The organism is Pseudomonas sp. 58 R 3 (assembly GCF_900006605.1).
GTDB lineage: Bacteria > Pseudomonadota > Gammaproteobacteria > Pseudomonadales > Pseudomonadaceae > Aquipseudomonas > Aquipseudomonas salomonii.
The window spans coordinates 47741-74521 of sequence record NZ_CVTT01000088.1 but is presented as its reverse complement, the minus strand read 5'-3'; the positions used below and the strand labels follow the sequence as shown (position 1 = coordinate 74521).

Annotated in this window: 28 protein-coding genes; 9 read left to right on the top strand and 19 right to left on the bottom strand. The window is 58.9% G+C overall.

The annotated features are described in order from the left end of the window. Window positions 1–143: 143 nt before the first annotated feature. The 4 genes from BFP92_RS29905 to BFP92_RS29890 form a co-directional block, all read right to left on the bottom strand. Window positions 144–1760 carry an inorganic phosphate transporter gene (locus tag BFP92_RS29905; protein ID WP_065932224.1) on the bottom strand — a complete coding sequence of 539 codons (1617 nt, stop codon included), beginning with the start codon at window positions 1758–1760 and terminating at the stop codon, window positions 144–146. A 250-nt stretch (window positions 1761–2010) separates the two neighbouring features. After that, entirely contained in the window at window positions 2011–3033 is a 1023-nt protein-coding gene (locus BFP92_RS29900; protein ID WP_017137881.1) for a transporter, read from the bottom strand. A 229-nt stretch (window positions 3034–3262) separates the two neighbouring features. Continuing rightward, window positions 3263–3568 carry a PepSY domain-containing protein gene (locus BFP92_RS29895; protein WP_017137880.1) on the bottom strand — a complete coding sequence of 102 codons (306 nt, stop codon included), beginning with the start codon at window positions 3566–3568 and terminating at the stop codon, window positions 3263–3265. Window positions 3569–3664: 96 nt separating this feature from the next. Next, the gene (locus tag BFP92_RS29890) at window positions 3665–4792 is read right to left on the bottom strand and encodes a glycerophosphodiester phosphodiesterase (protein WP_056859596.1); all 1128 of its coding nucleotides are present in this window, start codon (window positions 4790–4792) and stop codon (window positions 3665–3667) included. 231 nt (window positions 4793–5023) lie between these two features. On the opposite strand from BFP92_RS29890, the gene BFP92_RS29885 reads away from it, so the two are divergent. After that, window positions 5024–5347: a DUF2025 family protein gene (locus BFP92_RS29885; protein WP_065932223.1), complete on the top strand. Its 324-nt coding sequence runs from the start codon at window positions 5024–5026 to the stop codon at window positions 5345–5347. A 142-nt stretch (window positions 5348–5489) separates the two neighbouring features. Here the strand turns inward: BFP92_RS29885 and BFP92_RS29880 are convergent, their stop codons facing one another. Both BFP92_RS29880 and BFP92_RS29875 read right to left on the bottom strand, forming a co-directional pair. Then, window positions 5490–5810: an antibiotic biosynthesis monooxygenase family protein gene (locus tag BFP92_RS29880; protein ID WP_065932222.1), complete on the bottom strand. Its 321-nt coding sequence runs from the start codon at window positions 5808–5810 to the stop codon at window positions 5490–5492. Beyond that, entirely contained in the window at window positions 5807–6514 is a 708-nt protein-coding gene (locus BFP92_RS29875; protein WP_170875883.1) for a CTP synthase C-terminal region-related (seleno)protein, read from the bottom strand. The genes BFP92_RS29880 and BFP92_RS29875 overlap by 4 nt, the downstream gene beginning before the upstream one ends. 80 nt (window positions 6515–6594) lie before the next feature. On the opposite strand from BFP92_RS29875, the gene BFP92_RS29870 reads away from it, so the two are divergent. Beyond that, window positions 6595–7473 (top strand): LysR family transcriptional regulator, encoded by an 879-nt coding sequence (locus BFP92_RS29870; protein WP_065932220.1) that lies wholly within the window; start codon window positions 6595–6597, stop codon window positions 7471–7473. A 114-nt stretch (window positions 7474–7587) separates the two neighbouring features. Here BFP92_RS29870 and BFP92_RS29865 read toward each other — a convergent pair whose 3' ends face one another. The 4 genes from BFP92_RS29865 to BFP92_RS29850 all read right to left on the bottom strand — a co-directional run bounded on the left by BFP92_RS29865 (window position 7588) and on the right by BFP92_RS29850 (window position 11641). Next, the gene (locus tag BFP92_RS29865) at window positions 7588–8106 is read right to left on the bottom strand and encodes a DUF1003 domain-containing protein (protein WP_065932219.1); all 519 of its coding nucleotides are present in this window, start codon (window positions 8104–8106) and stop codon (window positions 7588–7590) included. A 76-nt stretch (window positions 8107–8182) separates the two neighbouring features. After that, a complete protein-coding gene (locus tag BFP92_RS29860) occupies window positions 8183–9502 on the bottom strand; it encodes a methyl-accepting chemotaxis protein (protein WP_065932218.1) in 1320 nt (439 codons plus the stop codon). 254 nt (window positions 9503–9756) lie between these two features. Continuing rightward, entirely contained in the window at window positions 9757–10824 is a 1068-nt protein-coding gene (locus tag BFP92_RS29855; protein ID WP_065932217.1) for a diguanylate cyclase, read from the bottom strand. A gap of 190 nt (window positions 10825–11014) precedes the next feature. Then, window positions 11015–11641 (bottom strand): TetR/AcrR family transcriptional regulator, encoded by a 627-nt coding sequence (locus BFP92_RS29850; RefSeq protein WP_065932216.1) that lies wholly within the window; start codon window positions 11639–11641, stop codon window positions 11015–11017. Between the two features lie 132 nt (window positions 11642–11773). On the opposite strand from BFP92_RS29850, the gene BFP92_RS29845 reads away from it, so the two are divergent. The 3 genes from BFP92_RS29845 (at window position 11774) to BFP92_RS29835 (ending at window position 14628) form a co-directional block, all read left to right on the top strand. Further along, window positions 11774–12832, top strand: a complete 1059-nt coding sequence (locus tag BFP92_RS29845) for an MBL fold metallo-hydrolase (RefSeq protein ID WP_065932215.1) — start codon at window positions 11774–11776, stop codon at window positions 12830–12832. A 175-nt stretch (window positions 12833–13007) separates the two neighbouring features. Next, on the top strand, window positions 13008–13706 hold the full coding sequence (locus BFP92_RS29840) for a hypothetical protein (protein ID WP_239694336.1): 699 nt from the start codon (window positions 13008–13010) through the stop codon (window positions 13704–13706). 364 nt (window positions 13707–14070) lie between these two features. Continuing rightward, window positions 14071–14628: an AAA family ATPase gene (locus BFP92_RS29835; protein ID WP_065932213.1), complete on the top strand. Its 558-nt coding sequence runs from the start codon at window positions 14071–14073 to the stop codon at window positions 14626–14628. Here the strand turns inward: BFP92_RS29835 and BFP92_RS29830 are convergent. The 7 genes from BFP92_RS29830 to argH form a co-directional block, all read right to left on the bottom strand. Next, window positions 14558–14938, bottom strand: coding sequence for a helix-turn-helix domain-containing protein (locus BFP92_RS29830; RefSeq protein ID WP_083221827.1), 381 nt, complete (start codon window positions 14936–14938; stop codon window positions 14558–14560). The genes BFP92_RS29835 and BFP92_RS29830 overlap by 71 nt on opposite strands. A gap of 107 nt (window positions 14939–15045) precedes the next feature. After that, window positions 15046–15993, bottom strand: a complete 948-nt coding sequence (locus BFP92_RS29825; RefSeq protein WP_065932211.1) for a hypothetical protein — start codon at window positions 15991–15993, stop codon at window positions 15046–15048. A 94-nt stretch (window positions 15994–16087) separates the two neighbouring features. Continuing rightward, the gene (locus tag BFP92_RS29820) at window positions 16088–17263 is read right to left on the bottom strand and encodes an MFS transporter (RefSeq protein ID WP_065932210.1); all 1176 of its coding nucleotides are present in this window, start codon (window positions 17261–17263) and stop codon (window positions 16088–16090) included. A 158-nt stretch (window positions 17264–17421) separates the two neighbouring features. Then, the gene (locus BFP92_RS29815; protein ID WP_065932209.1) at window positions 17422–18243 is read right to left on the bottom strand and encodes an ABC transporter substrate-binding protein; all 822 of its coding nucleotides are present in this window, start codon (window positions 18241–18243) and stop codon (window positions 17422–17424) included. Window positions 18244–18268: 25 nt separating this feature from the next. Next, window positions 18269–19033: an amino acid ABC transporter ATP-binding protein gene (locus BFP92_RS29810; protein ID WP_017134648.1), complete on the bottom strand. Its 765-nt coding sequence runs from the start codon at window positions 19031–19033 to the stop codon at window positions 18269–18271. Between the two features lie 24 nt (window positions 19034–19057). Beyond that, window positions 19058–19936: an amino acid ABC transporter permease gene (locus tag BFP92_RS29805; protein ID WP_017134649.1), complete on the bottom strand. Its 879-nt coding sequence runs from the start codon at window positions 19934–19936 to the stop codon at window positions 19058–19060. Window positions 19937–20194: 258 nt separating this feature from the next. Further along, on the bottom strand, window positions 20195–21622 hold the full coding sequence (gene argH / locus BFP92_RS29800) for an argininosuccinate lyase (protein WP_065932208.1): 1428 nt from the start codon (window positions 21620–21622) through the stop codon (window positions 20195–20197). Window positions 21623–21815: 193 nt separating this feature from the next. On the opposite strand from argH, the gene BFP92_RS29795 reads away from it, so the two are divergent. Next, window positions 21816–22775, top strand: coding sequence for a LysR family transcriptional regulator (locus BFP92_RS29795; RefSeq protein WP_065932207.1), 960 nt, complete (start codon window positions 21816–21818; stop codon window positions 22773–22775). Between the two features lie 579 nt (window positions 22776–23354). Here the strand turns inward: BFP92_RS29795 and BFP92_RS29790 are convergent. Next, window positions 23355–23999, bottom strand: a complete 645-nt coding sequence (locus BFP92_RS29790) for an HAD-IB family hydrolase (protein WP_065932206.1) — start codon at window positions 23997–23999, stop codon at window positions 23355–23357. 378 nt (window positions 24000–24377) lie between these two features. Between BFP92_RS29790 and BFP92_RS29785 the strand changes: the two genes are divergently transcribed. Genes BFP92_RS29785 through BFP92_RS29775 form a run of 3 tightly spaced genes read left to right on the top strand, consistent with a single transcriptional unit; the run spans window position 24378 to window position 25866 of the window. Beyond that, a complete protein-coding gene (locus BFP92_RS29785; RefSeq protein WP_065932205.1) occupies window positions 24378–24863 on the top strand; it encodes an Hcp family type VI secretion system effector in 486 nt (161 codons plus the stop codon). Next, the gene (locus tag BFP92_RS29780) at window positions 24860–25573 is read left to right on the top strand and encodes a DUF4225 domain-containing protein (protein ID WP_065932204.1); all 714 of its coding nucleotides are present in this window, start codon (window positions 24860–24862) and stop codon (window positions 25571–25573) included. Before BFP92_RS29785 ends, BFP92_RS29780 begins: the two co-directional genes overlap by 4 nt. Continuing rightward, window positions 25570–25866: a hypothetical protein gene (locus BFP92_RS29775; protein WP_065932203.1), complete on the top strand. Its 297-nt coding sequence runs from the start codon at window positions 25570–25572 to the stop codon at window positions 25864–25866. The genes BFP92_RS29780 and BFP92_RS29775 overlap by 4 nt, the downstream gene beginning before the upstream one ends. A 119-nt stretch (window positions 25867–25985) precedes the next feature. On the opposite strand, the gene BFP92_RS30940 is transcribed toward BFP92_RS29775, so the two are convergent. After that, on the bottom strand, window positions 25986–26699 hold the full coding sequence (locus tag BFP92_RS30940; RefSeq protein WP_083221825.1) for an HNH endonuclease: 714 nt from the start codon (window positions 26697–26699) through the stop codon (window positions 25986–25988). Window positions 26700–26781 lie beyond the last annotated feature (82 nt).

Below are 26781 nucleotides of genomic sequence, written 5' to 3'. Positions count from 1 at the left end.
ATGGCGGGACTTTTCAGCCACTAAGGATCGTTCCCACGCTCTGCGTGGGAATGCCTCTTGTGACGCTCTGCGTCACGCTTTGGGACGCGGAGCGTCCGGGCTGCATTCCCACGCAGAGCGTGGGAACGATCAACGGTGTCAGGTCAGAACAATTGGGTGAACAGCCAGTACAGGCTGCCCGACAGCAGAATCGCCGCTGGTAATGTCAGCACCCAGGCCATCAGCAGATTGCGGATGGTCTTCATCTGCAAGCCACCGCCATTGGCCACCATGGTGCCCGCCACACCCGAGGACAACACATGGGTAGTGGACACCGGTAGCCCGAACATATCCGCCGCACCGATGGTCAGCATCGCCACCGTCTCGGCCGAAGCGCCCTGGGCGTAAGTCAGGTGCGTCTTGCCGATCTTCTCGCCCACCGTGACCACGATGCGCTTCCAGCCGACCATGGTGCCCAGCCCGAGGGCGATGGCCACGGCGATCTTCACCCACAGCGGGATAAAGCGCGTGGATGCGTCGATCTGGTCTTTGAACAGCTTGAGCTTGCCTTGGGTGTCGGCGTCGAAGTTACCGACCTTGCCCTTGTCCATCAGGCGGATGGTTTCACTGGTCAGGTACATGTCATTTCGCACGTTGCCCACCGCTTCAGCGGGGACTTTGGCCAGGGAGCCGTAGCCTTTGACTTCGTCACCAATCTGGCCGGCGAGAGCGGCGAGGGCCGGCACCAGGTCCGGGGTGGCTTCCTTGGTGCGTACATAGGTCGAGAGAATCGGCCGTGGGTCGCCCGGTAATACTTGTGGTGCGCTTTTCACCAGTGCCACTTGGGTCACCTCAGCCACCGCAGCAAACTGCAAGGACTGTTCGGCAGGCATGGTGCGGTTCAGCGCGTACGCCATCGGCAGCGTACCCACCAGGATCAGCATGATCAGGCCCATGCCTTTTTGCCCGTCGTTGGAGCCGTGGGCGAACGACACCCCGGTGCAGGTGGCGATCAATGCACCGCGAATCCACCACGGCGGCGGGGTGTCGCCCTTGGGCGCCTTGTACAGCGAGCGGTTTTTGACAAAGGCGCGCAGGGCCAGCAACAGCAGGGCGGCAAACGCGAAACCGATCAGCGGCGAGAGCAGCAGGGCGTAGCCGATCTTGGTGGCCTGGCTCCAGTCCACACCGCTGGTGCCATCACGCCCGTGCATCAGGGCATTGGCGACGCCGACGCCGATGATCGAGCCGATCAACGTGTGCGACGACGAGGCCGGCAGGCCCAGCCACCAGGTGCCGAGGTTCCACAGGATCGCCGCGATCAGCAGCGCAAAAATCATGGCGAAGCCGGCCGAGGAACCGACCTGCAAAATCAGCTCGACCGGCAGCAAGGCGATGATGCCGAATGCCACCGCGCCGCTGGACAGCAGCACGCCGAGGAAGTTGAAAAAGCCCGACCACACCACCGCAAAATGCGGCGGCAGCGAGTTGGTGTAGATCACCGTCGCCACGGCGTTGGCGGTGTCGTGAAAGCCGTTGACGAACTCGAAACCCAGGGCGATCAACAGCGCCACGCCCAGCAGCAGGAACGGCGTCCAGGTGGTGACCACCGTGCCCAGTTCGTGCATGTCGTGCATCAGGCTGTAGGCGGTGAACAACAGGCCCATGGCAAGCACGGCGAAGAATATGATCACGGTGAGCAGGCCGGGTTTTTTATCCAGCCGGGGTTTGGGGTCTGCGGGTGAGACGACGTCGGAAGCAGTCAGGGAAGGGGTGGCCATGCCGGAGCATCCAGTGTGGGGAGGATGCTCCTGATGATCATTGCAGAATGTTACAGAGATGCTGCGGCAGGTCAGTGTTTAAGGAATTGAGCCTACCGTTGATCTATAAAACCCCGCAAAGCTAATGTCAGAGTGCAATCAATGTGGGAGCGAGCTTGCCTGCGATGGCGGTGTATCAGGCAACAAAAAGTTGGCGGGTAGATAGCCATCGCAGGCAAGCCCGCTCCCACAATTTGACCGTATTTCAGGGTTAGTAATCTTTGCGCTTACGGAACGCCCAGCGCCCGGCAATCAAGGTAAACGTCGCCACCAGCGCCACCAGGATCCAGAACCCTTCCGGGTCGGTGGAAAGCGGCACGCCGCCCACGTTCATGCCGAAAAAACCGGCGATGATATTGATCGGCAACGCCAACACCGTCACCACCGTGAGGGTAAACAGCGTGCGGTTGCTTTGTTCGTTGAGGTTGGCGGCGATTTCTTCCTGCAACAGCTTGATGCGTTCGCCCAGGGCCGTGAGGTCGTTGATGATCAGCGCAAACTCTTCGGTGGATTTGCGCAACTCCTTCACGTCCTCTTTTTGCAGCCACTGCGGCGGGCGGTTCAGCAGGCGCAGCAGCGAGCCCGGCTCCAGTGCCAGCAGGCGTTGCAGGCGCACCAGCACCCGGCGCGCAGCCCCCAGTTCGGCGCGGTTGGTGGACAGGCGTGAGGACAGCAACTGGTCTTCGATATGGTCGACGCTGATACTGGTTTTACGCACGATCTGCGTGAGCACTTCGCCTTGGTCGCGCAGCAAATGCACCAACAGTTCCAGCGGCGAGCGAAAGCGTTCACCGGCCTTCACCGACGAGCGCAATTTATCCACCGAGTGCAACGGTTGCAGGCGTGCGCTCACCAGCAAACGGCTGCGTGCGCACACCCACAGGGTGGAGATATCCGACGAAACCATGCTGCTGAAGTTGAACACCACGTCGTTGACCACCGCCAGCAAGGCCGAGTCGACGTGTTCGATACGGGTGGAGCGCGAGCCTTCGTGCAGGGCTTCGAAAAACTCGTCGGGCAATGACAGGTTGGCCTGCATCCAGCGCTCGCAGGCGGCGTGGGCCAGGTTCAGGTGCAGCCACAGGAATTCTTCCGGGTCTTGCGGCGCTTTTAACGCCGCCAGCGCGGTCGCTGAATCAATCTGCTCGCCCTTTTCACCGGGCCGAAAACGAAAACCGTAAAGCAAGCCAAACAGATCGGGATCCTGGTGGCTGTGGTCGATGCTGTGGTTCATGGCGGCTCGCAGAGAAAGCGCCTGTAGGACGTTTCACAGGTTCGCGTGGGCGAATCATTGCAAGGCGTGATGACGATTTTGTGACAATTTGAAAACTCGCTCAGCGGATTTTCCAGGCCCAGGCCTGCGCTTTGTCGGTGTAATGTGATTAACCCTTCGGGATGGCTGGCGAGCAGGCATAAAAAAACCGCGCCACTTTAAACGTGGCGCGGTTTTTTTAAACCATGACTCAGGTGTCCAGTTTGTCTTCCAGTACGGCGCCGGTCTTGGCGTCGAGCTTCACTTCAAAGCGTTTGCCGGCGGTGTCGGTCAGGTCAACTTCGTACACCAGTACACCATTTTTGTGGTCCAGCTCGGTGTCGGTGATGCTGGCACCGGCGTGTTTGGCCACGGCGGCGGCGTTGAGTTTTTCGAACGGCATCACGGCGCCGGACTTGAGCAAACCTTCAATGTGGTCAGGGCGAACATCCGCCTGGGCCAACCCGGCAGTCAGGGTCAGGGCGGTGGCGGCGAACAGGGCGGTCAGGGTTTTCATAGTGTGTGTCCTTCTTCGGTGAGCTGTTTAAGTGGCGCCAGATTAACCAGCGCAACTTAATTCATCCTTAATGGCGCAATGACACCCACCAATTACTCAGTAGCCGTTGTCCTTGAGCAGGTCCTGCACGCTCGACGAAGGCCAGCGCTTGTAGAACTTCAGCAGTTCGGCGGCGCGGTTGGTGAAGATGCCGTCAACGCCGGCCTTCATGACTTTTTCGAAGTCCACCGGCTCATCGACGGTGTAGACGTGCACCAGCAGGCCTTTGTCGTGGGTCAGCTTGTTCATTTCAGGCTTGACCAGGTCGGTGTAGCTCTGGTCGCCATGGTTGGTCAGCTCGGCCGAAGGGCCGGTGCCGATGGCGCCGAGGCTCTTGGCTTCGTCCACCCATTTTTCGAACTCGGCGGCGTCTTTGGGCTCTTGCTTGGCGTAGTAGGCGGCCTTGGTGGTTTCGCCGGATTCGGCGAAGGTTTGTGCCGATTTAGGCTCGATGCTGCCTGGGCCGACCCACAACAACAGGATTTTCGGGGTGTTGGGCATTTCTTTTTGCAGCTCTTTCAAGCTGTCTTTTTCAAACGTCTGCAGCACCACGCGGCCTCTTCCCTGGCCCACGCCGGTGTTGCTCTTGCCCAGCTTGGAACCGGCGGAGCTCAACCAGCCTTTATCCAGCAGCTTGTTTTTCAGGTCGGCTTCGATGCCCGGGAACTGCTTGGGCTCCTTGGTCTCGATGTACAGGCCAGGTTTGTGCTGCGGGTTGCCTTCGGCGATCTTGATGATCTCGTCCAGGCTCTGGATTTTCAGGCCGACAAACGCCGGGCGGGCGCGGTCCGGGTAGGCGGCGTTGAACCAGCTGCCGGCGTCCAGGGTGCGCAGTTCGGCCCAGGTGAACTCGTTGGCCGGGGCGTCTTTACGCTCGGGGAACTTGGTGGCCACGTCGGTGGTGCGTTGCAGGTTGTTGTCGTGCAAGGCGAACAGCACGCCGTCTTTACTGCGTTGCAGGTCCATTTCCAGGTAGTCGGCACCCAGGTCGCGGGCGAGCTTGTAGGAAGCGGCGGTGGATTCGGGGGCGTCGTAGGATGCGCCACGGTGAGCAATGACAGCCGGGTACGGAATGCCTTCGTTTGTCGCCAATTCAGCCGGGCTGATCGGGTCGGCAGCCTGTGCCTGACCAAGGCCGAGCATCAGAGCGAGCAGCAGGGCGCTCTTGGTAAACGTAACAGGCATATGCGAAGTCCTTTCGTGGAGGTAACTTTGAGAAGGCGTCCTTTTTAACAATTGATTGCGAAAGGCGCTATCACCAAACCGACATTAAGGTACTCACGAGGCTATTTTTGGGCTTTTTTGTGCTGCGTTGCAGTATTCTTGGCTGAAGCTGCCCCGTCAGAGGGCAGTAATTTCTGCCACGCGTGTAAACCATCTTTCCAGTCCCTGTGGGACTTTTCAGTGAGGTTTACCATGCGCATCACTTCCGAGCTTATCTGCCAGGCCGCCGACCAACTCCAGGGTTTTGTCGGCCTGAACCGCAAAACCGGCCGCTATATCGTGCGTTTCAGCGAAGACGCGTTCGGCATGGACGTGGCCGATGACGGCATCATCCCCACCGCCGAATTCGTCTGGCTGCCGGCCGCCGACCACACCATGACCCTGTCGCGCGAGCGCCTGCAGTTGCTGCTGGACCAGAATATCGATGACCGAATCAACATCACCGAGCCGTTGCGCGTGTATATGCGCCGGGTGGAGATCCCGCAGATCAGCGCGTTGCGCAGTTTGGTGAGTTAGGTCCAGGCAAGTGGAGATCAACCTGTGGGAGCGGGCTTGCTCGCGAATGCGGTGGGTCAGTTGCAGATGAATTGACTGACACATCGCATTCGCGAGCAAGCCCGCTCCCACAGGGTTTTGCAGGGGGGCTTGAGGCTGTGTTTCAACGCTGGAAAGTGTAAGCCCGCTCCACCTTGCACACGCGTGTATGAAACGCCGAATACCAATGGGCGCGGCCTTGTTCGCGTACTTGGCTGTGTTCGGCCTGTAGCTTCCAGGCCAGAATCGCCGCTTCGCTGGCCCAGTAGGAAACGGTGATGCCCAAGCCGTCTTCCCGCGCCGACTCAACACCCAGAAACCCCGGTTGCTCGCGCGCCAGTTCCAGCATGCGCGTGGCGGCCTGGCCATAGCCTTGATCGCCTTCGGTACGCAACGAGCTGAAAATCACTGCGTAATAGGGTGGGGCGGGCGTGTTGGCGATCATACCGATTGCGCCTGGCAGGCGTTGAGCAGGGCAACCGCCAGTGGCGGCGTAAGCCCTTTAAGTGCCGCGCGTTCGGGCTGAAACAAGGTAGCGACGAAAAACGGGTGGTCCAGCAGTTCGACGGCGCGCAGATCGCCCGCCGAATCGTGGCCGCTGGGGATAAGGTCGCCTCCGAGCAACGCATGGGCGAACGCGGGGTTGATGCCGTAGCTGCAACGGTAACCTTCGTGGGTGTCCAGGCTGGCGTAGGCCTCGGCGATGCGTGTGTAGGGCATCAGGCGGATGCTGCCGGTGGCCTCGACCAGGGAACACGCCAGCGGCGTGATAACCGCGCGCTGGGCCTCGGGCGCCAGTTCGCCATGCTCCGCATCCGTCCAGCCGAGCACGTTGCGGGCATATTCGATGACCGCGTGTTGAAAACCACCGCAGGTGCCCAGGAAGGGGCGTTTTTGCTCGCGGGCAAAACGAATCGCCCGCAGTGCGCCGTCGGCATCACGGTAGGGGCTGGCGGGCACGCACCAGAAGCCGTCAAAGGCCTGCAGCTCGGTGGCCGGGGTGATCGAGTCGGTCTCCAGCCAGTGCAACTGCACGTTCAGGCCCAAGGTGTCGGCAGCCTGTTGCAGTGCCACGGGGATGGCCTGGTGGGCTGTTACGTCAGGGTTGTAATCACCGATCAGGGCGAGGTGCAGCAGGGTGGTTTTCATCGTGTACATCCCATGGCTTGTGGTGTCCTGGGGCTCACTATAGATTGGCGCTCACGCAATCAAAATTGGCGTTTGCCCACATGCTCAATGCAGCCGCGCACTATCAACTGGATTACCCGGACCTGTCGCTGATTCTCGCTCTGGTGCGTGGCGGCACCTTGGCGCGGGCGGCGGCGCTGCTGCGGGTGGACGTGTCCACGGTGTTCCGTGCGGTGCGAAGGCTGGAGGCGGCGCTGGGCCAGACCTTGTTCGAAAAAAGCCGCGCCGGCTACCTGCCCACCAGTTTGGCCAGCCACCTGGCGCAGCAGGCCGAACAGGCCGAGCAGGCGCTGGAAGCTGCGCGCATCGGGGTGGAGCAGGGCGGCGAAGTGATCAGCGGCACCGTGCGCCTGACCTGCACCGACTCGGTGTTGCAGGGTTTGCTGTTGCCGGCGCTGGCGCAGTTCATGCCGGCTTACCCGGCGTTGACCCTGGAATTGAGCACGTCCAATGATTTTGCCAACCTCAGCCGCCGCGACGCGGACATTGCCCTGCGCCTGACCAGGACGCCGCCGGAGCACCTGGTGGGCCGCCGCCTGGGCAGCGTGGCTTATCAGGTGTGCGCCAGCGCCGGTTATGCCCGCCAAAACCAGGGGCGTGAGTTGGCCGAACTGGCGTGGATCGCGCCGGATGACTTTTTGCCCGATCACTCCACCGTGGCCTGGCGGCGTGAACACCTGCCGGGCGTGCGCCCCAGTTATCGCTGTAACAGCATATTGTCGGTCGCCGAGTTGGTGCGGGCAGGGTTGGGCGTGGCAGCGTTGCCGGACTTTCTGTTGCAAGAGGGTTTGCAACCGCTCGGCCCCGCGCTGGCAGGGCGTGAGACCGCGCTGTGGTTGCTGACGCGCCCGGACTGCCGGGCACTGCGTTCGGTGGTGACCTTGTTTGATGAGTTGGGGCGGCATATTCGGCTGCCTTGAGCCGGGCTGTCAGCCAAGGATGGACCGGATACCTGTGGCGAGGGAGCTTGTTGTGGCAAGCCCGCTCGCCACAACAAGCCTGCCAGCCCCAGGAGAACTCCTCTGGCAGACGTTTCAGTTTTTTCGCACAAACTGCTCATGCATCTCGCACGTCAACATCTCGATACGCTCGGTCAGTTGCTTGGTCATTTCCGTCAGCCGGGTGTTCTGCTCCAGTAACTCCAGCAATTGTTTGGTGGTTTGCGCGGCCTGGGCCTGGCGTTCGGTATTGGCGATGGCCAGGGCTTCGCGGTGCTGCGCATCGGCGTCGGACTGGGCTTTGTCGCGGGCGGCCTGGCGTGTCTGGGCCAGCAGGATCAGCGGCGCGGCGTAGGCTGACTGCAGGCTGAATGCCAGGTTGAGCAGGATGAACGGGTACACGTCAAAGTGCGTGACGCCGGTGATGTTCAGCACCACCCACAACACCACGATCGCGGTTTGCGCGCCGAGAAAGGTCGGCGTGCCAAAGAAACGTGCAAAGGCTTCGGCCTTGAGGGCAAAGGTGTCGTTGCCAAAGGTCGGCGCCAGATGGGCGTGGCCGCGGTGGAAGCGCAGGTGATCGACAGGTACGGCTTCTAGCTTGTCGGGGGTCATGGCGGGCTCGAATCCTTAGCGTTAAGACAAGCCAGCACTATAGACCGCGCCCCCCGACAGACACATGAAGAACCGGTCAGTTGTTGCCGCGCTCGTTAGCGAACGCGCTCACCGCCTGCACCGCCTCGGTGGTGCCTTCGCGAATCTGCAGGATCACCGTGCCCGCACGGTTGGCCAGGTCGACCCCGAGCGCCGCGCGGTCGCGGGTGCTGTCCATGCTCTCGATGGCTTGGCGGGTTTCGTCCTGGATCATCGCAATCATGCCGGAGATTTCCGCCGTCGAGCCGCTGGTGCGGGCTGCCAGTTGCCGCACTTCGTCAGCCACCACGGCAAAACCACGGCCTTGCTCACCCGCGCGTGCCGCCTCGATGGCAGCGTTGAGTGCCAGCAGGTTGGTCTGGTCAGCGATGCCGCGAATGGTGTTGACGATGGCGGTGATCTGCTGCGAACGCTCACCGAGCTTGGCGATCAGTTGCGAGGACGTGTCGATGTCGGCGGCAATTTCGCGCATGCCGCTGGCAGTTTGCTGGATCACGTCGGCGCCTTTTTCGGCCACATCCCGGGTGTTCAGGGAAATATGGTAAGCCTGGGCCGCGCTGGCGGCGTCGGCAGCGTGCTGCTGCACCCTGGCGGTGACGTCCGAGGCGAACTTGACCACTTTGCACAGGCGCCCACTGGCGTCGTAAACCGGGTTGTAGTTGGCTTCGAGCCACAGGATCTGGCCGTGTTTATCGACACGCTCGAACTGGCCGTTGAACAGTTCACCCTGGTTCAGGCGTTTCCAGAACTCGCTGTACGCCGTGCTGTTGGCCAGTTCCGGCGTGCAGAACAGACGATGATGTTTGCCCTGGATCTGCGCCAGGCTGTAGCCCATGCGCTGCAGGAAATTGTCATTGGCCGTGATGATAGTGCCGTCGAGGTTGAACTCAATCACTGCCATGGCGCGGTCAATGGCGCCCAGCTTGGCGTTCGCTTCGCTTTCGGCTTGCAGGCGTGGGGTGACGTCCATGGCGTACTTCACCACTTTGACCACTTGGCCGGCCTCATCGCGCACCGGGTTGTAGCTGGCTTCCAGCCACACTGACTGGCCATTGCCGGCCAGCCGCTCAAAGGTGCCGGACTGGAATTGGCCGTTGCGCAGTTGCGTCCACAACTGGTTGTACTCGGCGCTGCGGGCGAACGCGGGTGTGCAGAACATTCGATGTGACTGCCCCAGGATCTGCTCGGCGCGGTAGCCCATGGTCTTGAGGAAGTTGTCATTGGCGCGCAGCACGCTGCCTTGCAGGTCGAATTCAATCACGGCCATGGAGCGCTCAATCGCGTCGAGAAGGCTGGCCTGCTGGGCATTGGTGTGTTGCAGGGTACTGATGGTTTTTTTATGGGCGTTGAATAGCATGTTCGAGGGCTCGGGGAAGCACGCGTCAGAGGTATCCATGAATAGGCGCCTGACCCCGTATGGCCCTGGGCCTTACGGTTGACTTGCTCATTGTCAGCTTCCTGGTGCTGACAGAGGGGGCGGAACAAGGGATTCAGAGTGATCAGCCTGCCAAGAAGTTCGCCGTTAGGGCAGGACCATTATTGGGCAGGCGACCAGTGGCGGCATTATGCTATCGCTGCGCGGCGCGGGCGTAAGATTCAGACGAGGTGTTATCAGACAACTCGGGCGGAATGGGCGACCACGTAATCGCTGACATTCACCCGGTTACGCCCGGTTTCCTTGGCGGTGTACAGCGCACGGTCCGCCGCGTTGAGCCACATCGCGGCATCGCTGAACAACCGTTGAAAATCGGCCAGGCCAATGCTCAGGCTCACGCGCAGTTCCGGGATCTGGGTATTGCGATAGTTGCCGAACGTTTCGCGCATGCGTTCCATGACTTGCGCGGCTTCTTCCAGCGGCATTTGCGGCAAAATCACACAGAACTCATCGCCGCCATAACGGCCGGCCAAGTCGTTTTCCCGCAGGTGCCGGCGCAATTCCTGGCTGAGTTGGCGCAACACCGCATCACCGACGATATGGCCGTAGGTGTCATTGATCTGCTTGAAGTGATCGATGTCGATCAGCGCGATGGTGGCGTGGCTGCCTTGCTGCTGGCACTTATGGAACTTGAGGTGGAGCAGGTCTTTCCACGAGCCATGGTTGAGCAGGCCGGTGAGGCTGTCGATACGGCTCAGCGCGCTGAGGGCGCGTTTGTGTTCCGAGAGCTTGATTGCCAACTGATAGCAGACCATACCGATGGCCATCGGGTAGAGCGTCAGCATCGGCAGGCAGGTGTAGACCTGGCTGAGGCTGACGGTGGGGTTGAACTTGACCCCGAACAGGCCCCATGCCACCGCGATACCCGCCGCTTGCGCCAGCAGCCCGCGCAGAAACAGGCGCATGCCGCCGGCGGCGACATTGTTCATGGTCATCATCGACAGCACGGTCACGGCCGTCAGGGGCGTGAACTGGGTGGCGGCGGCCCAGAAGCCGCCGAACAACGAGTCATAGAGCAGGTTGCGCTGTTCCGCCTGATAGGGAAATTGTGATCGGGCTGAAAGCTGATACGCCACATGCGCCCAGACAAAGCCATTGAACAGCATGAATGCCCACACCCAGCCGGGCATCGCCAGGGGGTAAAGGGCACCGGCCACACTGATACAACCGATACCCAGCCCGATGATCCTTGGCTTGTAGATACGTCTGGCAAATGAAAGCCCTTTGCCTCGTCTGTTTTCCATAGTGTTCCGGGTCAGCTCTGTTTTGCGGGTACGACAGCGTGCGTCAGCGGGTAGAACCGTTGATCGGGTATTAACGGTGAATATTGTCAGTTATTCGCGTGGGAATAATCAGTGTCCTTCCAGGCCATTTGCGTAGCACCGTGTGGGAATACGCCAAAAGCGACCTGGAATGTCGCGCCTGCAACAGGGTTTACTGCGGCCCAGGTGCGCGCACTTCGTAACCGGCCAGGAACAGGTCGATGGCCGACTCGATCACGCTGGCCTGGCAGGCGGCGTCCAGCACAGGTTGGCCCAGGGTGATCTGCGGCCAGAACGCGAAGGCCTTGAGCAGGCTTTGTATCTGGTGGGCGGCGAAGGCGGGGTCGGTGCAGGACAGCCTGCCGTCTTCCTGCGCAGCGCGCACCCACTGGGTGAAGCCTTCTTCGCGCTTGCTCAGGCGGTTGACCATGTCTTGTGCGCGCTCCGGCGAATGGATGGTGGCGGCAATCGCCACACGGGCCAGGTCGAGGAAGTTGGCGTCCGACATCATCAGCATCTTGGCCTCCAGCAGCCCGCGCAATTGCTCGCGTAGCGGGCGGTCGCCGGCGTAGCTCACGTCCAGTTGGGCAACGCTGCTGGCCCACAACTGGTGGAGGATTTCGGCAAACAACTCTTCCTTGCTGGGGAAGTGGTTGTACACCGTGCGCTTGGAAACGCCGGCGGTGGCGGCGATTTTGTCCATGCTGGTGACCTCGAACCCATTCGCGCGAAACTCGGCGATGGCGGCTGCCACAATGGCTTCGCGTTTACGGTCGGTGAGGCGCAGAGGTGCAGTCATGGTCGGCTCTAAAAGGAAATTACACTCGGTAGTTTACTTGCTCAGGGTTTTGTTGCAATCTAGAAACTACACTGTGCAGTGTAATTGGTCTGCGCGGTGTATTTTATGAGCCGACCCTGGAGCCACTCTGCAATGGCCACGATTTCAACCCGTCTCGACCCCGCGCCTGCTGCGCCAAAGGCTGCCGAGCAAGCGCCAGGGCATTTCAGCAACGATGCTCCGGTGCAGCACGGTGGCTTTGGCAAAACCTTGCGCATTTTCTGGAACATGTTGTTCAACAAGCCACGCAGCACGCGCCCGGTAGGCAAGATCCCGGTGCAACCGCTGACGCGTGAGCAGCTGTTGGCGGCGCCCGATCACAGTGTGTATCGCCTGGGGCATTCCACCGTGCTGCTGAAAATGCGCGGCAAGTTCTGGGTCACCGACCCGGTGTTTGCCGAACGTGCCTCGCCTTTCAGTTGGGCCGGGCCAAAGCGCTTTCATCAGCCGCCGATCAGCCTTGAAGAGTTGCCGCCACTGGAAGCGGTGATCCTTTCCCACAATCACTACGACCACCTTGACCGCAACGCGGTGATCCAACTGGCCGACAAAACTCGCTATTTTCTCGCGCCGCTGGGCGTGGGCGACACGCTGGTCAAGTGGGGCGTAGATGCCAGCAAAGTCCGGCAACTGGATTGGTGGGCAGGCACCGAGGTCGAGGGCATCCGTTTTATCGCTACCCCGGCCCAGCATTTTTCCGGGCGTGGCCTGTTTGATGGCAACCAGACCTTGTGGTGTTCCTGGGTGATGATCGACGGCGCCCGGCGGATCTTTTTCAGCGGTGACACCGGTTATTTCGACGGCTTCAAACGCATCGGCGAACAATACGGCCCGTTCGATCTGACGCTGATGGAAACAGGTGCTTACAACGTCGACTGGCCCCATGTGCATATGCAGCCTGAGCAAACCCTGCAAGCGCACATCGACCTCAAAGGCCGTTGGTTGCTGCCGATCCACAACGGCACCTTCGACCTGGCCTTCCACGCCTGGCACGAACCGTTCGACCGCATCATGGCCCTGGCCTGGGAACGCAATGTGTCGATCACCACGCCGGCGATGGGGCAGGCGTTCAGCCTGAACCAGCCGGAACGCGGGCATGCGTGGTGGCTGGAAGTGGAAACTCAAGGTGCGAAAGAACACGCCGCGGGTTGAAGCATTGCCGTCTGGAAAAAGGATTTTTCAGGGTGTTTCAGGGGCACGACAAACGCCAGATGAGAGTGCGATGATCCCGCGCTATCAATTGTCGGGGGGGCGAGTTCTGATGGAAAAAGACTGTAGGGAACATTGGCGGTTGGGGATGCCGTGTCGCCCGGGACTTTCCTTGCCCGTGACGGAGAAGGCGGACAGCGCAGGGCACGCGGCCGAGCCCGTTGAAGCTGAACCCGAGAATCTGAGCCGCGCAGGTATCGTCTTCGGCGCGGCGCAAGTGGTGGGCGCGGCGCCCATTCCCGGCTACAACGCACCGGCCCTGCCGGCAAGACCTGCGCGGGATCCCGCGTTATCACTCGCGGCTTTAAGTGGTATCGACCCCACCGGGCCGGTCATGGTGGAAGTCCCCCTGGTGCGCAATAACACCAGCTTTACCGCTACCCAGTTGCTATCGGGTTGGCGTATCGGGTTTGCTGACCGCTATGTGCAAGGCGAGCATCGTGAAGCCGTCGAACACAGTAAAGCCTCATGCGCAGCCTTCGACCGCCTGCGCCAGGCCGGTGCGCAATTGGTGCCGGTGGACGCGCGTCGTGACGACAACAGCCTGCAATTCTCCCTGCAAAGCAATGAGATCGATGACCTCGTGACCGCGCATCGCCTGGATGCGCTGGTCTCTGGCAGCGAGAGTGGTGCGTTTCATCGTGCCTGCGTCAGTGGGTATCCTTCACTCAGCGAACCCTTGGGCGATGGGGCGACGCTGTGGTTTTACGCTGCTCGGTGGTCGCGTGATGCATTGCCGCTGTTGTTGCGTGCCTACCGCCAGGTCAGCGTTCGAACAACCACGGAGCATGCTGAACCCTCCTACGATGTGAGTTGACATGACCTAAGGCGTTAAGCAACGGGGATTCATAAAATCATGCGAGGGTCGAGGTACGCCAGTGTTCGCGAGCTTGGCGAGCAAATGGCTCGGCCAGGAGGCCTGACGTCGGTTGACCTGTCAATTTTCTGCAAGAACGTATTCGGACACTGGACCCTCAATTGCGCTCTGCCTTCTGGGAAGAATGAGGATGGCTTGCCGACCGGTGCCTATTTCTTCGGCACCCGCTGGGCTGAACGCACTTTGCTGGCAATCGCTTACGGTTACGAGCAGGCAGCCCAAGCCGATGTAAAACCCGAGTTTTAAGTGATGCACAGCGTGCTGCAAACCGCGCGTATTACACTCACTGCCATGGAGGGCAGGCATGGCCTACAAAATTCACATCCTCGGCGCTGCGGGGGCCGGTACCTCGACCTTGGGCCAGGCGCTGGCCAAACGCCTGGGCGTCGCCTATTTCGACTCGGACTATTTCTACTGGCAGCAAACGTCAGAGCCTTTTACGGTCGCCCGGCCCAAGGATGAACGCATCCGCCTGTTGCAGGAACAGAGTGCCGGCCTTGAGGGCTGGGTACTTTCCGGCTCACTGTGCGGCTGGGGCGATGCCATGATCCCGCAGTTCACCCATGTGGTGTTCCTGCGCCTTGACCCACAGGTACGGCTCAAACGCTTGCAACTGCGCGAGGTGCAACGCTACGGCGAGCAAATCCTGGAAGGCGGCAGCCGCCACGCCAACAGCGTCGCATTCCTGGCCTGGGCCGCTCGTTACGATGGCGGCAACCACAGCCTACGCAGCCTGCGTCGGCATGAGAGCTGGTTGAAACCGCTGACCTGCCCGGTGATCCGGTTGGACTCTACGCACCATTCGGCTGAGGCGTTGGTGAGTCATTTGATGCCGTTGCTGAGCCCATCAACCGCGAGATGAGGCTGGGTGCGGCGGGCTCGGCAGGGGCGGCCTCAAACCTGCGTGCGCTCATCCCCCAGCCCGGCGCAAACCCTGGAAAAAACACCAGGCCTTCAGCCTCCAGCCGGAACGCGAGGGCTAACCGAGCTTGATCCTCCACCTCACCCAGGCTTTCAAAACGCTGAACCACCTCCACCGCCAAACCGGCCTGACGGGCCAGGTCTTCACGGCTCCAGCCCAGCATCACGCGGGCCTGTACGCTGTGTTTGGCGGTGAATTGGTGCAGCACGATCTGCTGTTCTACGAAAGAGCTCATTGCCAGAGAGGACATGGGGTTTCTCCAGGTTCGACGGGGGAAGGCAAACTATACTGTGTTTTTGTACAGTTGTTTGCGCCGTTCATCAACTGGTTTTTTTTTGATGGTGGCCAAGCGAGCCATTACTCCAACCCCGGTGCCTCACGAATGATCAAGTGGTCCAGGTTCTCGATATTGGCGCTGAACACCCCGAATGTCTGCTCGGGGTTCTTCTTGCTAGGCACCTGTTTGAGCGCCGGCGTCACGCCGTAAAAGAAGCAATACAAGGCCCGTTCGCTGCTGGCTGCCGCCTTGATCTGCTCCAGGAACGCCGTGCGCTTGCGGTAGTTCTCGATGAGTTTTTTGCTCAGGTAGACGTTCACCGAGTAGGGCTTTTTGTCGAGCCACACCTTTTTTTCGAAGTCGATGCGAAAGCTGCTGGTGTAATCCTTGATCGCTTTGATCTTGCCCCAGTAGATCAGGCCTTTGTTGTCTTGCAGGTATTCGATCTTCTTGAAAAACGTCCAGTAGGTAGCGGAGTGCTCGCCAACCTTCAGCGGCATGGACTTGAGCTTGTCCTTGTCGTCGATATTCGACACATAGCACTCGACCGGGTGTGCGAAGACGCTGGTTTTGTCCGGGGTTGTGTCGCTGCTGACGTGGGATGAGCGGGTACTGGTTGCAGGCGCCTTTGCCGAATCTTGTGGGACGCTTCCCTCAATAACGACGGGCGGTGTCTTGCGCTGGTACTGACGCCGGGTCAGTACAAATTCCGATGGGAAATTGTCTTCGCGCTCGTCGTCGCTTTCACCCGTTGCGCTCTTGTGCGTGCTGGCATAGCGGCAGCCGTCGATATGCCGGGTGCTGGTCTTGTTCTTGAAGTGGGGCGTGCGCTGATAATTAACGTTTTTCGCGTTGAACGTGCTCAGCGTATTGCCCGTTTCGAATGCTGCGCGGCATTCATCGTTGGGGCACAGGAAGCTGTCCTTGTCGGAGTCGAAGTCGGCGGTTTCGTCGAAATTCAGGTCTCGGACGTCGTAGATCGACAGCTTGTCGTCGAGACTCAGGCTGTAGGCCGTGTCGAATTTCATGGGGCTCGGGTCCGTGAGATGAATGGCTGAATACTACGCAAATACCAGAGATTACGGAGAGCAAAATGTGGGAGCAGGCAAGCCAGCTCCCACTTTAGATAAGCGGCGTGCCAGCTACACGGCGTCCGCTTAAGAAACACAGGCTTCCACCGATAGCCGTCAATGCACCCAACGCATAGAACATGCTGGTCGGTGCAGCGTTGATCAGCAAATAGCCGCAAATCACCGGGCTCATCGCTCCGCCAAACGCCGCCAGGTTTTGTGCGCCGTAGTAACTGCCGCGCAATGCGTCGGGGGCGATGGTGTCGATAAACAGGAATTCCGACGGGTAAATGATCATCTCGCCCAGGGTAAACACGAACATCGCCAGGCACCACGTGAGCAGGCTGTGTGCCTGGCTGAAACCGATCAACCCGGCAATGAACAGCAACGTGCCCAGCACGATCCAGTAACGCAACTGTTCGCGCTTGAGAAACCGGCCAATCTGGTACTGCATCACAATCACGGTGATGGCGTTGCAGGCCAGCACTGCCGACAAAATCTTCAGCGCCTCGGCGGGTTTGTAGGCCACCAGCAGAAACTGCGACAGATACAGGGTGTAGCGCCCGTGGACAATGGTGCTCAACAGGCTGCCACTGGTGAACAGGATCAGCGTGCGGTCACTGCGCAAGGTGCGCAGGGTGCTGAGGAAGCTCAAGGGTTTGTGGCTGTCATCGCGCTGGGTTGGTGGAATGCCGATCATCAGGAACAGGCTGCCAAACGCAATGGCGCTGGCGATCAAAAACGGCGCCAGTGGCATATGCCCGGCAATCACTACGCCGATCATCGGCCCTGTGGCGTAGCCGACGTTGGTCAGTGTGTAACGCAGGGAAAACACCTTGGCGCGATCTCCCACCGGCAGGTTCTCGCTGATGATGGCTTTGGAGCCGATCAGGAACAGCGCCGAGGCGGCTTCGGTAATCACCAGGGTCAGGGTGGTGAGATAGAGGTTGCTGGCAAACGTCAGCAACAGAAAACCGATGGAGCTGGAGAGCATGGCCAGGATCAGCAGCTTGCGCTTTTCCAGGCGGTCGATGATGTAGCCGCCATACAGGCCCAGCAACGTGGCGATGAACACGGCAATGCCCATCAACAGGCCGATGTCCTGCTGGTTGAGGCCCAGTCGGGTACTCAAGAGCAAGGCCAGCAAGGGGCTGGTCATGGCGCGGCTGACCACGATGGTCACCGAGCAGATCATCAGGCGGCGAATTACCAGGGAATAGGTGGCCACGGTGGGGGCGAGCGTCCTTGTTATTACACAATTCAAATCTGAACACAGATCCAATGTGGGAGCTGGCTTGCCTGCGATATCGGTGGGTCAGCTTGCTTATTGCTTACTGGCCCACCGCTATCGCAGGCAAGCCAGCTCCCACATTCTAGATCGTGTGTTTACTGGCCTGCATTGATGGAGATTTTTTCCACCGCACCTTGCTCCAGATCCCACTTCTTGAGGATCTTGCCGTAGGTGCCATCCTCAATCATGCCCTGCAGCGCCTCACTGATCGCCGTGACCAACTCGGTGTTGCTCTTCTCAATCCCCAGCCCCGTGAACTGCTTGGAAATCGCCAGGCCCACCGGCTTGTACTTGCCCTTGTCCAGCGACATCAAATAAGGAATCGTCTCGCTGCCCTGCATCGCCGCATCCAGACGGTTCTGCTGCAACTGCGCCCGCGCATCTGCCGAGCCTTCGGTGCCGATCACCACAATGGCTGGCTTACCGACCGCTTCGCAGTTTTCCTTGCTCCACGCGGCAATTTCCGACGGCCAGGTAGTACGGCGGCTGGTGCCGACTTTTTTACCGCACAGGTCAGTCAATGCCTGGAGGTCTTCACGCTTGGCCAGGGTGTACAGCTGCGGGCCACTGGTGAAGTAGTCGATGAAGGTCACGGACTTCTGGCGTTCGGCGGTGTCGCTCATGCCCGACAGCACAATGTCGACGCGCTTGGTGGTCAGGCCGCTGAGCATCTGCTCGAAGCCGGTTTCCTGCCACTTGATCTTCACACCCAGGCGCTCGGCCAGGGCATTGCCCAGGTCGAAATCCAGGCCGGTAAGTTTGTTGGTGGCGGTGTCCTTGAAGTCCATCGGCGGGTAGTTCGGCACGATGGCCGCGCTGATCTCACCCTTGTCCTTGATTGCCGCCGGCAATGCCGCGAACACAAACGTGGAGGCCATCAGGCCTGCGAGCAACGTGGGGATAAACAATTTTTTCATGGGGGCGTTCTCGTTAGTTTTTTAGTTAAGTGCGAACGGCAGAAATAAAGCTTTGGGTACGCGGGTTTTGTGGGCTTATTAGAATTTCTTCAGGGCTGCCGGCTTCCACAATCTGGCCGGCATCCATAAACACCATGCGGTTGGACACTTCGCGGGCGAAGCCCAGCTCATGGGTGACCACGATCATGGTCATGCCGGTGGTGGCCAAATCGCGCATCACCGACAGCACTTCGCCGACCAGCTCCGGGTCGAGGGCTGACGTGGGTTCGTCAAACAGCATCAGCTTGGGGCGCATCGCCAACGCACGGGCAATGGCCACACGCTGTTGCTGGCCGCCCGACAATTCCACCGGGTAAGCATTGCGCTTGTCCGCCAGCCCCACGCGGGCCAGCAACTCCAGCGCGTCTTCGATGGCTTCCTTGGGCGAGCGCTTGAGCACCTGCACCGGGCCTTCGATGATGTTCTGCAACACGGTCATATGCGGGAACAAATTGAAGCGCTGAAACACCATGCCGGTGGCCAGGCGCTGGCGGGCGATCTGCGATTCATTCATCTCATGCAGTTTGTTGCCGACCACCCGGTAACCGACCAGCTCGCCGTCGACCCACAGGCCGCCCTTGTCGATTTTTTCCAGCTGGTTGACGCAACGCAGCAGGGTGCTTTTGCCCGAGCCGGACGGGCCGATGATGCACATCACTTCGCCTTGCTCGACCTCGATATTGATGTCGCGCAGCGCGTGATACTGGTCGTAATACTTGTTCAGGTTGACGGCCTTGACGATGCTTCTCATGGGGCAAATCTCCTCAACCCAAACTTACGAACGCTTGCCGGCGCCGCGGGCAAAACGACGCTCGAGGCGGCTCTGACCAAATGAAAGAACAGTCACCACCGCCAGGTACCAGATGCCGGCCACAATCAGCAGCTCCATGACCCGCGCGTTGGCGTAGTAGATGTTTTGCGCGTTGTGCAGCAGTTCCGAGTACTGGATCACACTGGCCAGGCTGGTCATTTTCACCATGCTGATGAACTCGTTGCCTACAGGCGGAATGATCACCCGCATGGCCTGCGGCAGAATCACCCTACGCAGTGCTTGCAGGCTCGGCATGCCGATGGACTTGGCGGCTTCATACTGGCCCGTGTCGACCGAGAGCAAACCGGCACGCACCACTTCGGCGGTGTACGCGCCCTGGTTGATGCTGAGGCCGAGCAGGGCGGCCACGAACGGCGTCATCAGGTCGACGGTGTCGATGCTGAACAGGCCGGGAATCGCGATCACCGGGAAAATCAGCGCCAGGTTGAACCACAGCAGCAGCTGCAAAATCAGCGGCGTACCGCGGAACAGCCAGGTGTAAGTGATGGCCACATAACGCAGGATCGGGTTGGCCGACATGCGCATGATCGCTGTGATCACCCCGATCACCACGCCGAGCGCCATCGCCAGGATCGACATGACGATGGTGTTGACCAGGCCCCAGAGGATGGCTTCAGACGTGAGGAACTGGCCGATGTAGGACCATTCGATCTGGCCATTGGCAAATGCGCGCAACAGCGCGGCCAGGGCGATCACGATCAAGGTGGCAAAAAACATCCGCCCGTAATACCGCCTCGGCACGTGCTCGTACTGCGTGATATCGAACTGGTTCTCGGACAACTTGCGCTCGGCTTCCAAGCGCTCCGCCGGGGTTTGGTTCATGGTGATTCTCCAAAAAATACGTGTTGCTTGATCGTTCCCACGCTCTGCGTGGGAATGCCGCCTCGGACGCTCCGCGTCCCGCTGTTAGTGCGTGGCTTGGCGACGCGGAGCGTCACAGGATGCATTCCCACGCAGAGCGTGGGAACGATCGTCAAAAAACGACTACCGCTGTACTCGGTCCCACGGTTGAAACCCGATCCAATGTGGGAGCTGGCTTGCCTGCGAAAGCGCCAGTCAGCTCACCACACCGGCCCAGGCCTAAATCCGAAACCCTTGATAACCCTCAACCCACTTCTGCTGCTCAGCCAACGCCACCTTCAACCGCCCAATCTGCTCTCTCACCCGCTCCGGCGCCGTGCCACCCCACCCACTGCGCGCCGCAATCGCCGCCTCCAGGGTCAGGCACTCACGCACCTCAGGCAGCAACCTCGCGTCCACCTGCGCCAACATCGCCGGCGAGGCTTCCCACAGCTCAATCTCATGCTGCTCACAGGCCTGCACCAACGCGCCGGTAATCTCATGCGCCTCTTTAAACGGCACACCGCGAGTGGCCAACCAATCCGCCACCTCGGTCGCCAAGGTGAAGCCCATCGGTGCCTGGCGTCGCAGTTCTTCCACCTGCACCTGCATGGTTGCCACCATCCCGGCCATCGCCGGCAGCACCAGCAGCAAGGTGTCGACGCTGTCCAGCACACTGTGTTTGTCTTCACTCAAATCGCGGTTGTACGACAGCGGCAAGGATTTGAGTGTCGACATCAACCCGGTCAGGTTGCCAATCAAACGCCCAGCCTTGCCCCGCGCCAATTCGGCGATGTCCGGGTTCTTTTTCTGCGGCATGATCGAGCTGCCGGTGGCGTAGGCATCGTCCAGCACCACCCAGCGAAACTGGCGCGACGACCACAGGCAAAACTCCTCCGACAGCCGCGAAATATTCACCCCGAGCATGCCCGCCACAAACAGGAATTCCGCCACATGGTCACGGCTGGCGACAGCATCGATGGAGTTTTCGCACGGCCCGGTGTAGCCCATTTCCTTGGCCGAATGCCCAGGCTGGCGTGCAATGGCAGAACCGGCCATCGCCGCGGCACCCAACGGCGACAATGCCGTGCGCGCATCCCAATCCACCAACCGTTGCACATCACGCAGCATCGACTGGGCGTGGGCCAACAAGTGATGGGCAAACACAATCGGTTGCGCCTGCTGCAAATGGGTAAACCCTGGGCAAATGCTGTCGATGTGCTGCTCGGCCTGCTCCACCAGCGCCTGCTGCAAACCCAACACCTCGCTGGTGAGGGTGCGCGCATGGTCGCGCAGGAACAGACGCAGGTCATTGGCGGTTTGGTCGTTACGCGAACGCCCGGCGCGCAACTTGCCGCCCAGGGCGCCCAGGCGCTCGGTCAATACGCGTTCGATAAAAGTGTGTACGTCCTCGTCATCCAGGGTCGGATGCAGGCGCCCGGCGGCGAAATCGTCACCGATACGGTCCAGGGCTTCGAGGGTGCGCAAGGTCTCCGACTCATCCAGCAAACCGGCGCGCTGCAACTCACGGGCATGGGCACGGGAGCCGGCCAGGTCGTAGGGCGTCAGGCGGAAATAGCGCTCGGGGCAGCGCGACAACGCCGCCAAGGCAGCAGACGGACCGGTCTTGAAACGCGCGCCCCAAAGACGATCGGTGGGCTGGGACATCGGTATTCCTCACGCTTGTTTTTAGAAGAGTCGGAGGCAGTAAAAATAAGATTTCAACTAGACTGAACCAGCGTCTGACGCGCCGTATTCAAGGTTGCCAAGGGCGGATGTTTATGTTCATTATCGCCGCCTGGCTATGTTCAAGGATTGGGTTGAAGCCTGTTGAATATGGCACTTGAGGTCAACGCGTATTATGGAAACCCCACTTTCCACTTCTGGAAACGTGCCGCCAAAACCCGGCACACGACCGCCCCTGCAACTGAGCGGGCTGGACTTCAAATTGCTGCGTGTGTTCATGGCCGTGGTCGAAGCCGGCGGCTTCAGCGCCGCACAAAACGAGCTGAATGTGGGCCTGGCGGCCATCAGCAAACAGATCTCCGACCTCGAAATTCGCATCGGCATGCGCCTGTGCACACGGGGCCGCGAAGGGTTCGGCCTGACCGAAGAAGGCAAGTTGGTGTATCAAGCGTCCATCGAGTTATTTACCTCGGTAGACAGTTTTCGCGACAAGCTTAGTTCGGCGCAAAACGAGCTGATTGGCGACCTTAGTGTCGGCGTTATTGATAACACCGTGTCCGACGTTAATTCGCCGCTAATTAACGCATTAGGGAAACTACACAGCGAATCGCCAAAAATTAGATTGCGCCTGCATGCCTCGCAGTTGGACGAAGTTGAACGCGGCGTGGTGGAAGGGCGGCTGATTGTCGGCATCGTGCCGGTGTACCAGCGCCGAGAAGAATTCGACTACTTCCCCCTCTACGAAGAAAAAGCCCACGCCTACTGCGCCGTAGGACACCCGCTGTTCAACGCGAGCGACATCACCCCAGAGGTGCTGCGCCAATACGAAGTGGTCAACCACCGGTACGCGATCCATAGCGACAAAGCCAACTTCGTCACCTACGACAGCCAGTCCGCCTCGGCCTCCCAGGTGGAAGCCGTGGCCATCCTGATCCTCACCGGCCGCTTCCTGGGCTTCCTGCCGGAACACTACGCAGCGCCACTGGTCAGGGAAGGGCGCCTGCGCCCAATGTGCCCGGAACAGGTTCACCTGAGCACGGCATTCAACCTGATCCTGCGCCATAACGCGCCGAGAAGCCCGATGGTGAAAGCGTTTGCGACGGCGCTGGGCGTGGACCTGAAATCTCCCGTGTAATCCGTTTATTGATTTGAAATTGGATTGATTTCTAACGGCTCTAAAAAACTGTCAGATCTGACAGTTCCAGGGCGGTTTCTCTTGGCTCAATCATGGAGGTCCATTATTTCAGTCGAGGAAGCGCCATTATGAAAATGCCAGTTCGTAAACTCAGCAGTTGCGTTGCAACCTGTCTGATGATGTTTACGTGTGCAGCGTATGCCGCAGATGCTACGTATTCTTGCAGGTCCGTCTCGACGAAAGGGCCTCTCACTACGGTGACGGCAAGCTCTCAAGCGGATGCAGAGAAAAAGGCTTCCGAAATGTATAGCGGCCGCGCCTTCAGTTGTACCAAGCAATAACGATGCTGATCGTCCCCATAAGAAAGCGTTAGTACACGGTAAAAATCAGAGGGGGAGTTTTCTCCCTCTCTAATGAAGGCGAGTTCAAACGTGTTAATGGCTGGATCGTGGATTACAGCATCAGGCACCGATGCAGTTCGCCATCCAGCCTCACATCGACCCACTGTGGGAGCTCACGAGCCCCAGCGAGGCAGCGATGGGATCGACTCGGGTTCCCCGTCGACCCCATCCACCCGCATCACCGCTGCAACTTGGCGCGCTTCTTCTTCGAATGAAAATGCCGAAAATGCGCATCCTGCGCCGCCGCCAGCAACTCCCGATCCCCACGCGTATCGCCCCAGGCCCGTAGCCGATACTCGCCCAAATCCCCATACACCGCCTCAAGGCGCAGCACCTTGTTCTCACAGCGGCAATTATTCCCCGTGAGCTTGCCCGTCAACACCCCGTCGACCACCTCAAGCTCAGTGCCGATCAACTTGATGCCGAGCCGATTCGCAAACGGCTGCAACACCAACGCCGGCGACGCCGAACACAGCGTCACCACCGCTCCCGACTTCACCTCATCCGCCACCGACTGCAAACCACTCGGGCGCATCAACTTGCCCCAGGTGCGCTGGCAATACGCCTCAGCCTGCTGCTGCACCCACGCCTTCTCCACGCCCGTCATAAAGGTGCGGATCAACTGCGCCTTCAACTCATCCCGGCTGATCTGCTGCAGCAAAAAACGCAGCCCAGGCACGGCGAGTTTGACCATCCGGCCATAGAACTCAAAGGGGCCGAAGGCGAATTTGAGGAAGGGCACGAAACTGTCGTGGTGGGTGAGGGTGCCGTCGAAGTCAAAGACGGAGAGTACTTTGGCGTCGATGGGGCCGGCTTCGAGCATGTCTGGGTTCACGGGTGGTCCTTGATCAGGTGGGGCGATTTCATAGCGTTCTGACTGGCGCTTGCCTGCCGGGGTTCAGGTTGATGGTTCAGCCGGGTCGCTGCGGGTCAGCATCTGCACGCTTTGTGTTGCGTACGACAGCCCACGCGCTCAGGGCGATACGAGTTTACTACCCCAGAGCCAGGAAGGGGATTTCTGAGATTTCGGTACGCTACATGAGCGCGAATGCAGAGGGTTCGTACACCTGATTTGGCTGACTGGTAGCGCTGCGGTTAAATTTCCTACCTAAAGCTCGTACCACTTAAAGCGAACTTTCCGATATTTCCTATTTGCTATTTTTTGTATGGTAAATGCCAAAAAACACAAGGCGTTTACCCTATGGCAAACCACGGCTATATGACTATCAACGGCAAATCCCAAGGTCTTATTTCTGCAAAGTGTTCGACTCACGACTCTATAGGCAACAAGTGGCAAGAGGGGCACTGCGACGAGATAATGGTGCTGTCCTTCCACCACAATATCGCTAATAGGGGCAACGTCAGGGCGTCGAGTCATGGGCCGATTGCCATTACTAAAAATATCGATAAATCGTCACCCTTACTGGCGGTAGCGCTTTCCAACAGGGAAGAACTCAACTGTGTCATTAATTTTTACCGCATCGCCCAATCAGGCTGGCACGAAAAGTACTACAGCGTCGATATTCGAGGCTGCATCATCACCGATCTCACCGTCGACGTACCCCACGCTGTTTTGCATATTGATGCCGAGGCACAAGAGCATGTTGCGCTTAAATATCGCGAAATAATCTGGACTCACCATAAGGCGGGAACAAGTGGCTTCAGTACTTGGGAGACTGGCCGGTGAATAAAAAAGATGAAAAACAGAAACCGACGTTTCAAGACCTTTGGGTGGTTAATCAGGCTGCGGCGTATCTGACTAACCAGGCTTGTACGATAAGTGCTCGGCATATCAACGATGGGATTGTTCGGCTGCAATTCAATCGGGAGGTGGCTTATTACGCGCGGAGTATAGTTAGGGAAGTTGAGGAGGGCAGAAAAACTGTTGAGCTGGGATTGAAAGAAATAAAGCACGAACAAGAAAGCCTCCTAAACCAATCCCTTGAGGTGGGGAGGAAAGGCATCGGGGTTATCGCGGGCGCACTTCAGTTTGCGACGGGGGCAGGAATTTGCTACGCCTCAGTCGGTACGCTGTGTTTGCTGGCGGGCATCCCGATTATGGCGCACGGCGCTAATAACATGTATGAAAATGGTAGGAATATGGTTGAGGGGCATTCCGATACAGTTGGACCGGTCAGGACTGGGTATCGCGGCGCTGCACAGTCCCTCGGGTATGGCGAAAGTGGAGGTGACTTAGTCTACGGTGGCACAGATATGATTATGTCTTTTTACAGTCTTCGTAGGCTTGTATTGAAGCCGGATGCTTGGCGGTTGTTCAGATATATAAGGTCCGATAAGGAGAGGGCTTACAAACGAATGGGGATGTTTCCATTAGGTGTTGAGGTATATATTGATTATGAGACAGGGAAGCAGGTGTATCAGGGGATGGTAGATTGATTGTTCTCTATGCTTTTTTATTTTTGGTTTTTGGCGTGGTCAGCGCGTATACCTTAAGGGCTAGGCTTTCGGGGGAAAGACTTAATAGCTTGAAGTTGTTTTTGTGTTTGATATTTAACGGCTATTTTGCGGTGTCCTATATTGAGGTGATTAAGTATGGCGAGTTTCCTTTTTTTGGGGTTAGAACTGATTTTATTATTCAATATCCAATCATCGGGTGGTTTGCCTTTTTCGGCATATTGGCTCACGGATTTGCACTTCCGATGAAGTGGAAGGTCAGGCGCTGGTTTTGAACGAAAAAAGAGAGAACCTAGGCTTGTCGGAGGCCGGCTTCGAGCATGTCTGGGTTCACGGGTTTGCATCGGTCCTATTCTAATAGTTTTAAGTGTGCATCAGCTGTAACAGCAAGATCCTACTCCCGTGCCAACCTTCCGATTTTGGCGTAAAGCCCTTCGGTGAAAGCGTCCCGATCACTCGACCGATGACAACGCTGATGGCAATTGGGGCACAAGGCTACAGCATTGGTGGTGCGATCCGAACCCTTCAGGGCGAGGTGCTTGACGTGATGGACTTCAAGAAATGGCTGGCCATCAATCCCAGCGAAAGGCGCTGGCGAATCGCAACCTTCGCAGACCCCATTCGCAAACTGTCGAACCAGCTTACGCACATGATCGGCGCGTGCGTAAGAAAGGCTGACAGTAAACAACTGCCGTGGATTCAGAATGCCTTGTGGCTCAATTACAAGCAAAGGCTTCGAAAAAGTCGGGCGTTCGCCGGGCAGTGGCTTATCTACGACTGTCAGACCAAGCTCAGCGTGCAGGCCAGGTTTTGTTGCTAGCACCTTGCGAATACGTTCACTCACTCCGGCACCGATGTTTTTCGCAGGCATATAGCCAGTGATACGTTGCAAACCCAGCTGTTCAAATACCGCAGAGATATTCTGCATGCGATATTCAATTGACGAAGCGCTGCGCAGGTTGAGTTGACCCTCTCGCAGTAGCCGGTTCTCATCTGACTTTTTGAAGGCTTGCCCACTTCGTTCAAGCTTCAACATTTTCAGATAGCCATCGACGGACGCTTCAAGCTCCTGATCGCTCCATCCGGTATTACTTTTTTTCGTATCCATACAGCCGCCGAGGGTAGAAAACCCTCGGACGATACTGAGTAGCCATTATTGCGTCTACGAAATTTCCTACGAGTCGGTGAGG

Bases quoted from the DNA above. Each gene is read 5' to 3' on its own strand.
- BFP92_RS29905 (WP_065932224.1), bottom strand. From the start codon at position 1,760: ATGGCCACCCCTTCCCTGACTGCTTCCGACGTCGTCTCACCCGCAGAC.
- BFP92_RS29900 (WP_017137881.1), bottom strand. From the start codon at position 3,033: ATGAACCACAGCATCGACCACAGCCACCAGGATCCCGATCTGTTTGGC.
- BFP92_RS29895 (WP_017137880.1), bottom strand. From the start codon at position 3,568: ATGAAAACCCTGACCGCCCTGTTCGCCGCCACCGCCCTGACCCTGACT.
- BFP92_RS29890 (WP_056859596.1), bottom strand. From the start codon at position 4,792: ATGCCTGTTACGTTTACCAAGAGCGCCCTGCTGCTCGCTCTGATGCTC.
- BFP92_RS29885 (WP_065932223.1), top strand. From the start codon at position 5,024: ATGCGCATCACTTCCGAGCTTATCTGCCAGGCCGCCGACCAACTCCAG.
- BFP92_RS29880 (WP_065932222.1), bottom strand. From the start codon at position 5,810: ATGATCGCCAACACGCCCGCCCCACCCTATTACGCAGTGATTTTCAGC.
- BFP92_RS29875 (WP_170875883.1), bottom strand. From the start codon at position 6,514: ATGAAAACCACCCTGCTGCACCTCGCCCTGATCGGTGATTACAACCCT.
- BFP92_RS29870 (WP_065932220.1), top strand. From the start codon at position 6,595: ATGCTCAATGCAGCCGCGCACTATCAACTGGATTACCCGGACCTGTCG.
- BFP92_RS29865 (WP_065932219.1), bottom strand. From the start codon at position 8,106: ATGACCCCCGACAAGCTAGAAGCCGTACCTGTCGATCACCTGCGCTTC.
- BFP92_RS29860 (WP_065932218.1), bottom strand. From the start codon at position 9,502: ATGCTATTCAACGCCCATAAAAAAACCATCAGTACCCTGCAACACACC.
- BFP92_RS29855 (WP_065932217.1), bottom strand. From the start codon at position 10,824: ATGGAAAACAGACGAGGCAAAGGGCTTTCATTTGCCAGACGTATCTAC.
- BFP92_RS29850 (WP_065932216.1), bottom strand. From the start codon at position 11,641: ATGACTGCACCTCTGCGCCTCACCGACCGTAAACGCGAAGCCATTGTG.
- BFP92_RS29845 (WP_065932215.1), top strand. From the start codon at position 11,774: ATGGCCACGATTTCAACCCGTCTCGACCCCGCGCCTGCTGCGCCAAAG.
- BFP92_RS29835 (WP_065932213.1), top strand. From the start codon at position 14,071: ATGGCCTACAAAATTCACATCCTCGGCGCTGCGGGGGCCGGTACCTCG.
- BFP92_RS29830 (WP_083221827.1), bottom strand. From the start codon at position 14,938: ATGTCCTCTCTGGCAATGAGCTCTTTCGTAGAACAGCAGATCGTGCTG.
- BFP92_RS29825 (WP_065932211.1), bottom strand. From the start codon at position 15,993: ATGAAATTCGACACGGCCTACAGCCTGAGTCTCGACGACAAGCTGTCG.
- BFP92_RS29815 (WP_065932209.1), bottom strand. From the start codon at position 18,243: ATGAAAAAATTGTTTATCCCCACGTTGCTCGCAGGCCTGATGGCCTCC.
- BFP92_RS29810 (WP_017134648.1), bottom strand. From the start codon at position 19,033: ATGAGAAGCATCGTCAAGGCCGTCAACCTGAACAAGTATTACGACCAG.
- BFP92_RS29805 (WP_017134649.1), bottom strand. From the start codon at position 19,936: ATGAACCAAACCCCGGCGGAGCGCTTGGAAGCCGAGCGCAAGTTGTCC.
- argH (WP_065932208.1), bottom strand. From the start codon at position 21,622: ATGTCCCAGCCCACCGATCGTCTTTGGGGCGCGCGTTTCAAGACCGGT.
- BFP92_RS29795 (WP_065932207.1), top strand. From the start codon at position 21,816: ATGGAAACCCCACTTTCCACTTCTGGAAACGTGCCGCCAAAACCCGGC.
- BFP92_RS29790 (WP_065932206.1), bottom strand. From the start codon at position 23,999: ATGCTCGAAGCCGGCCCCATCGACGCCAAAGTACTCTCCGTCTTTGAC.
- BFP92_RS29785 (WP_065932205.1), top strand. From the start codon at position 24,378: ATGGCAAACCACGGCTATATGACTATCAACGGCAAATCCCAAGGTCTT.
- BFP92_RS30940 (WP_083221825.1), bottom strand. From the start codon at position 26,699: ATGGATACGAAAAAAAGTAATACCGGATGGAGCGATCAGGAGCTTGAA.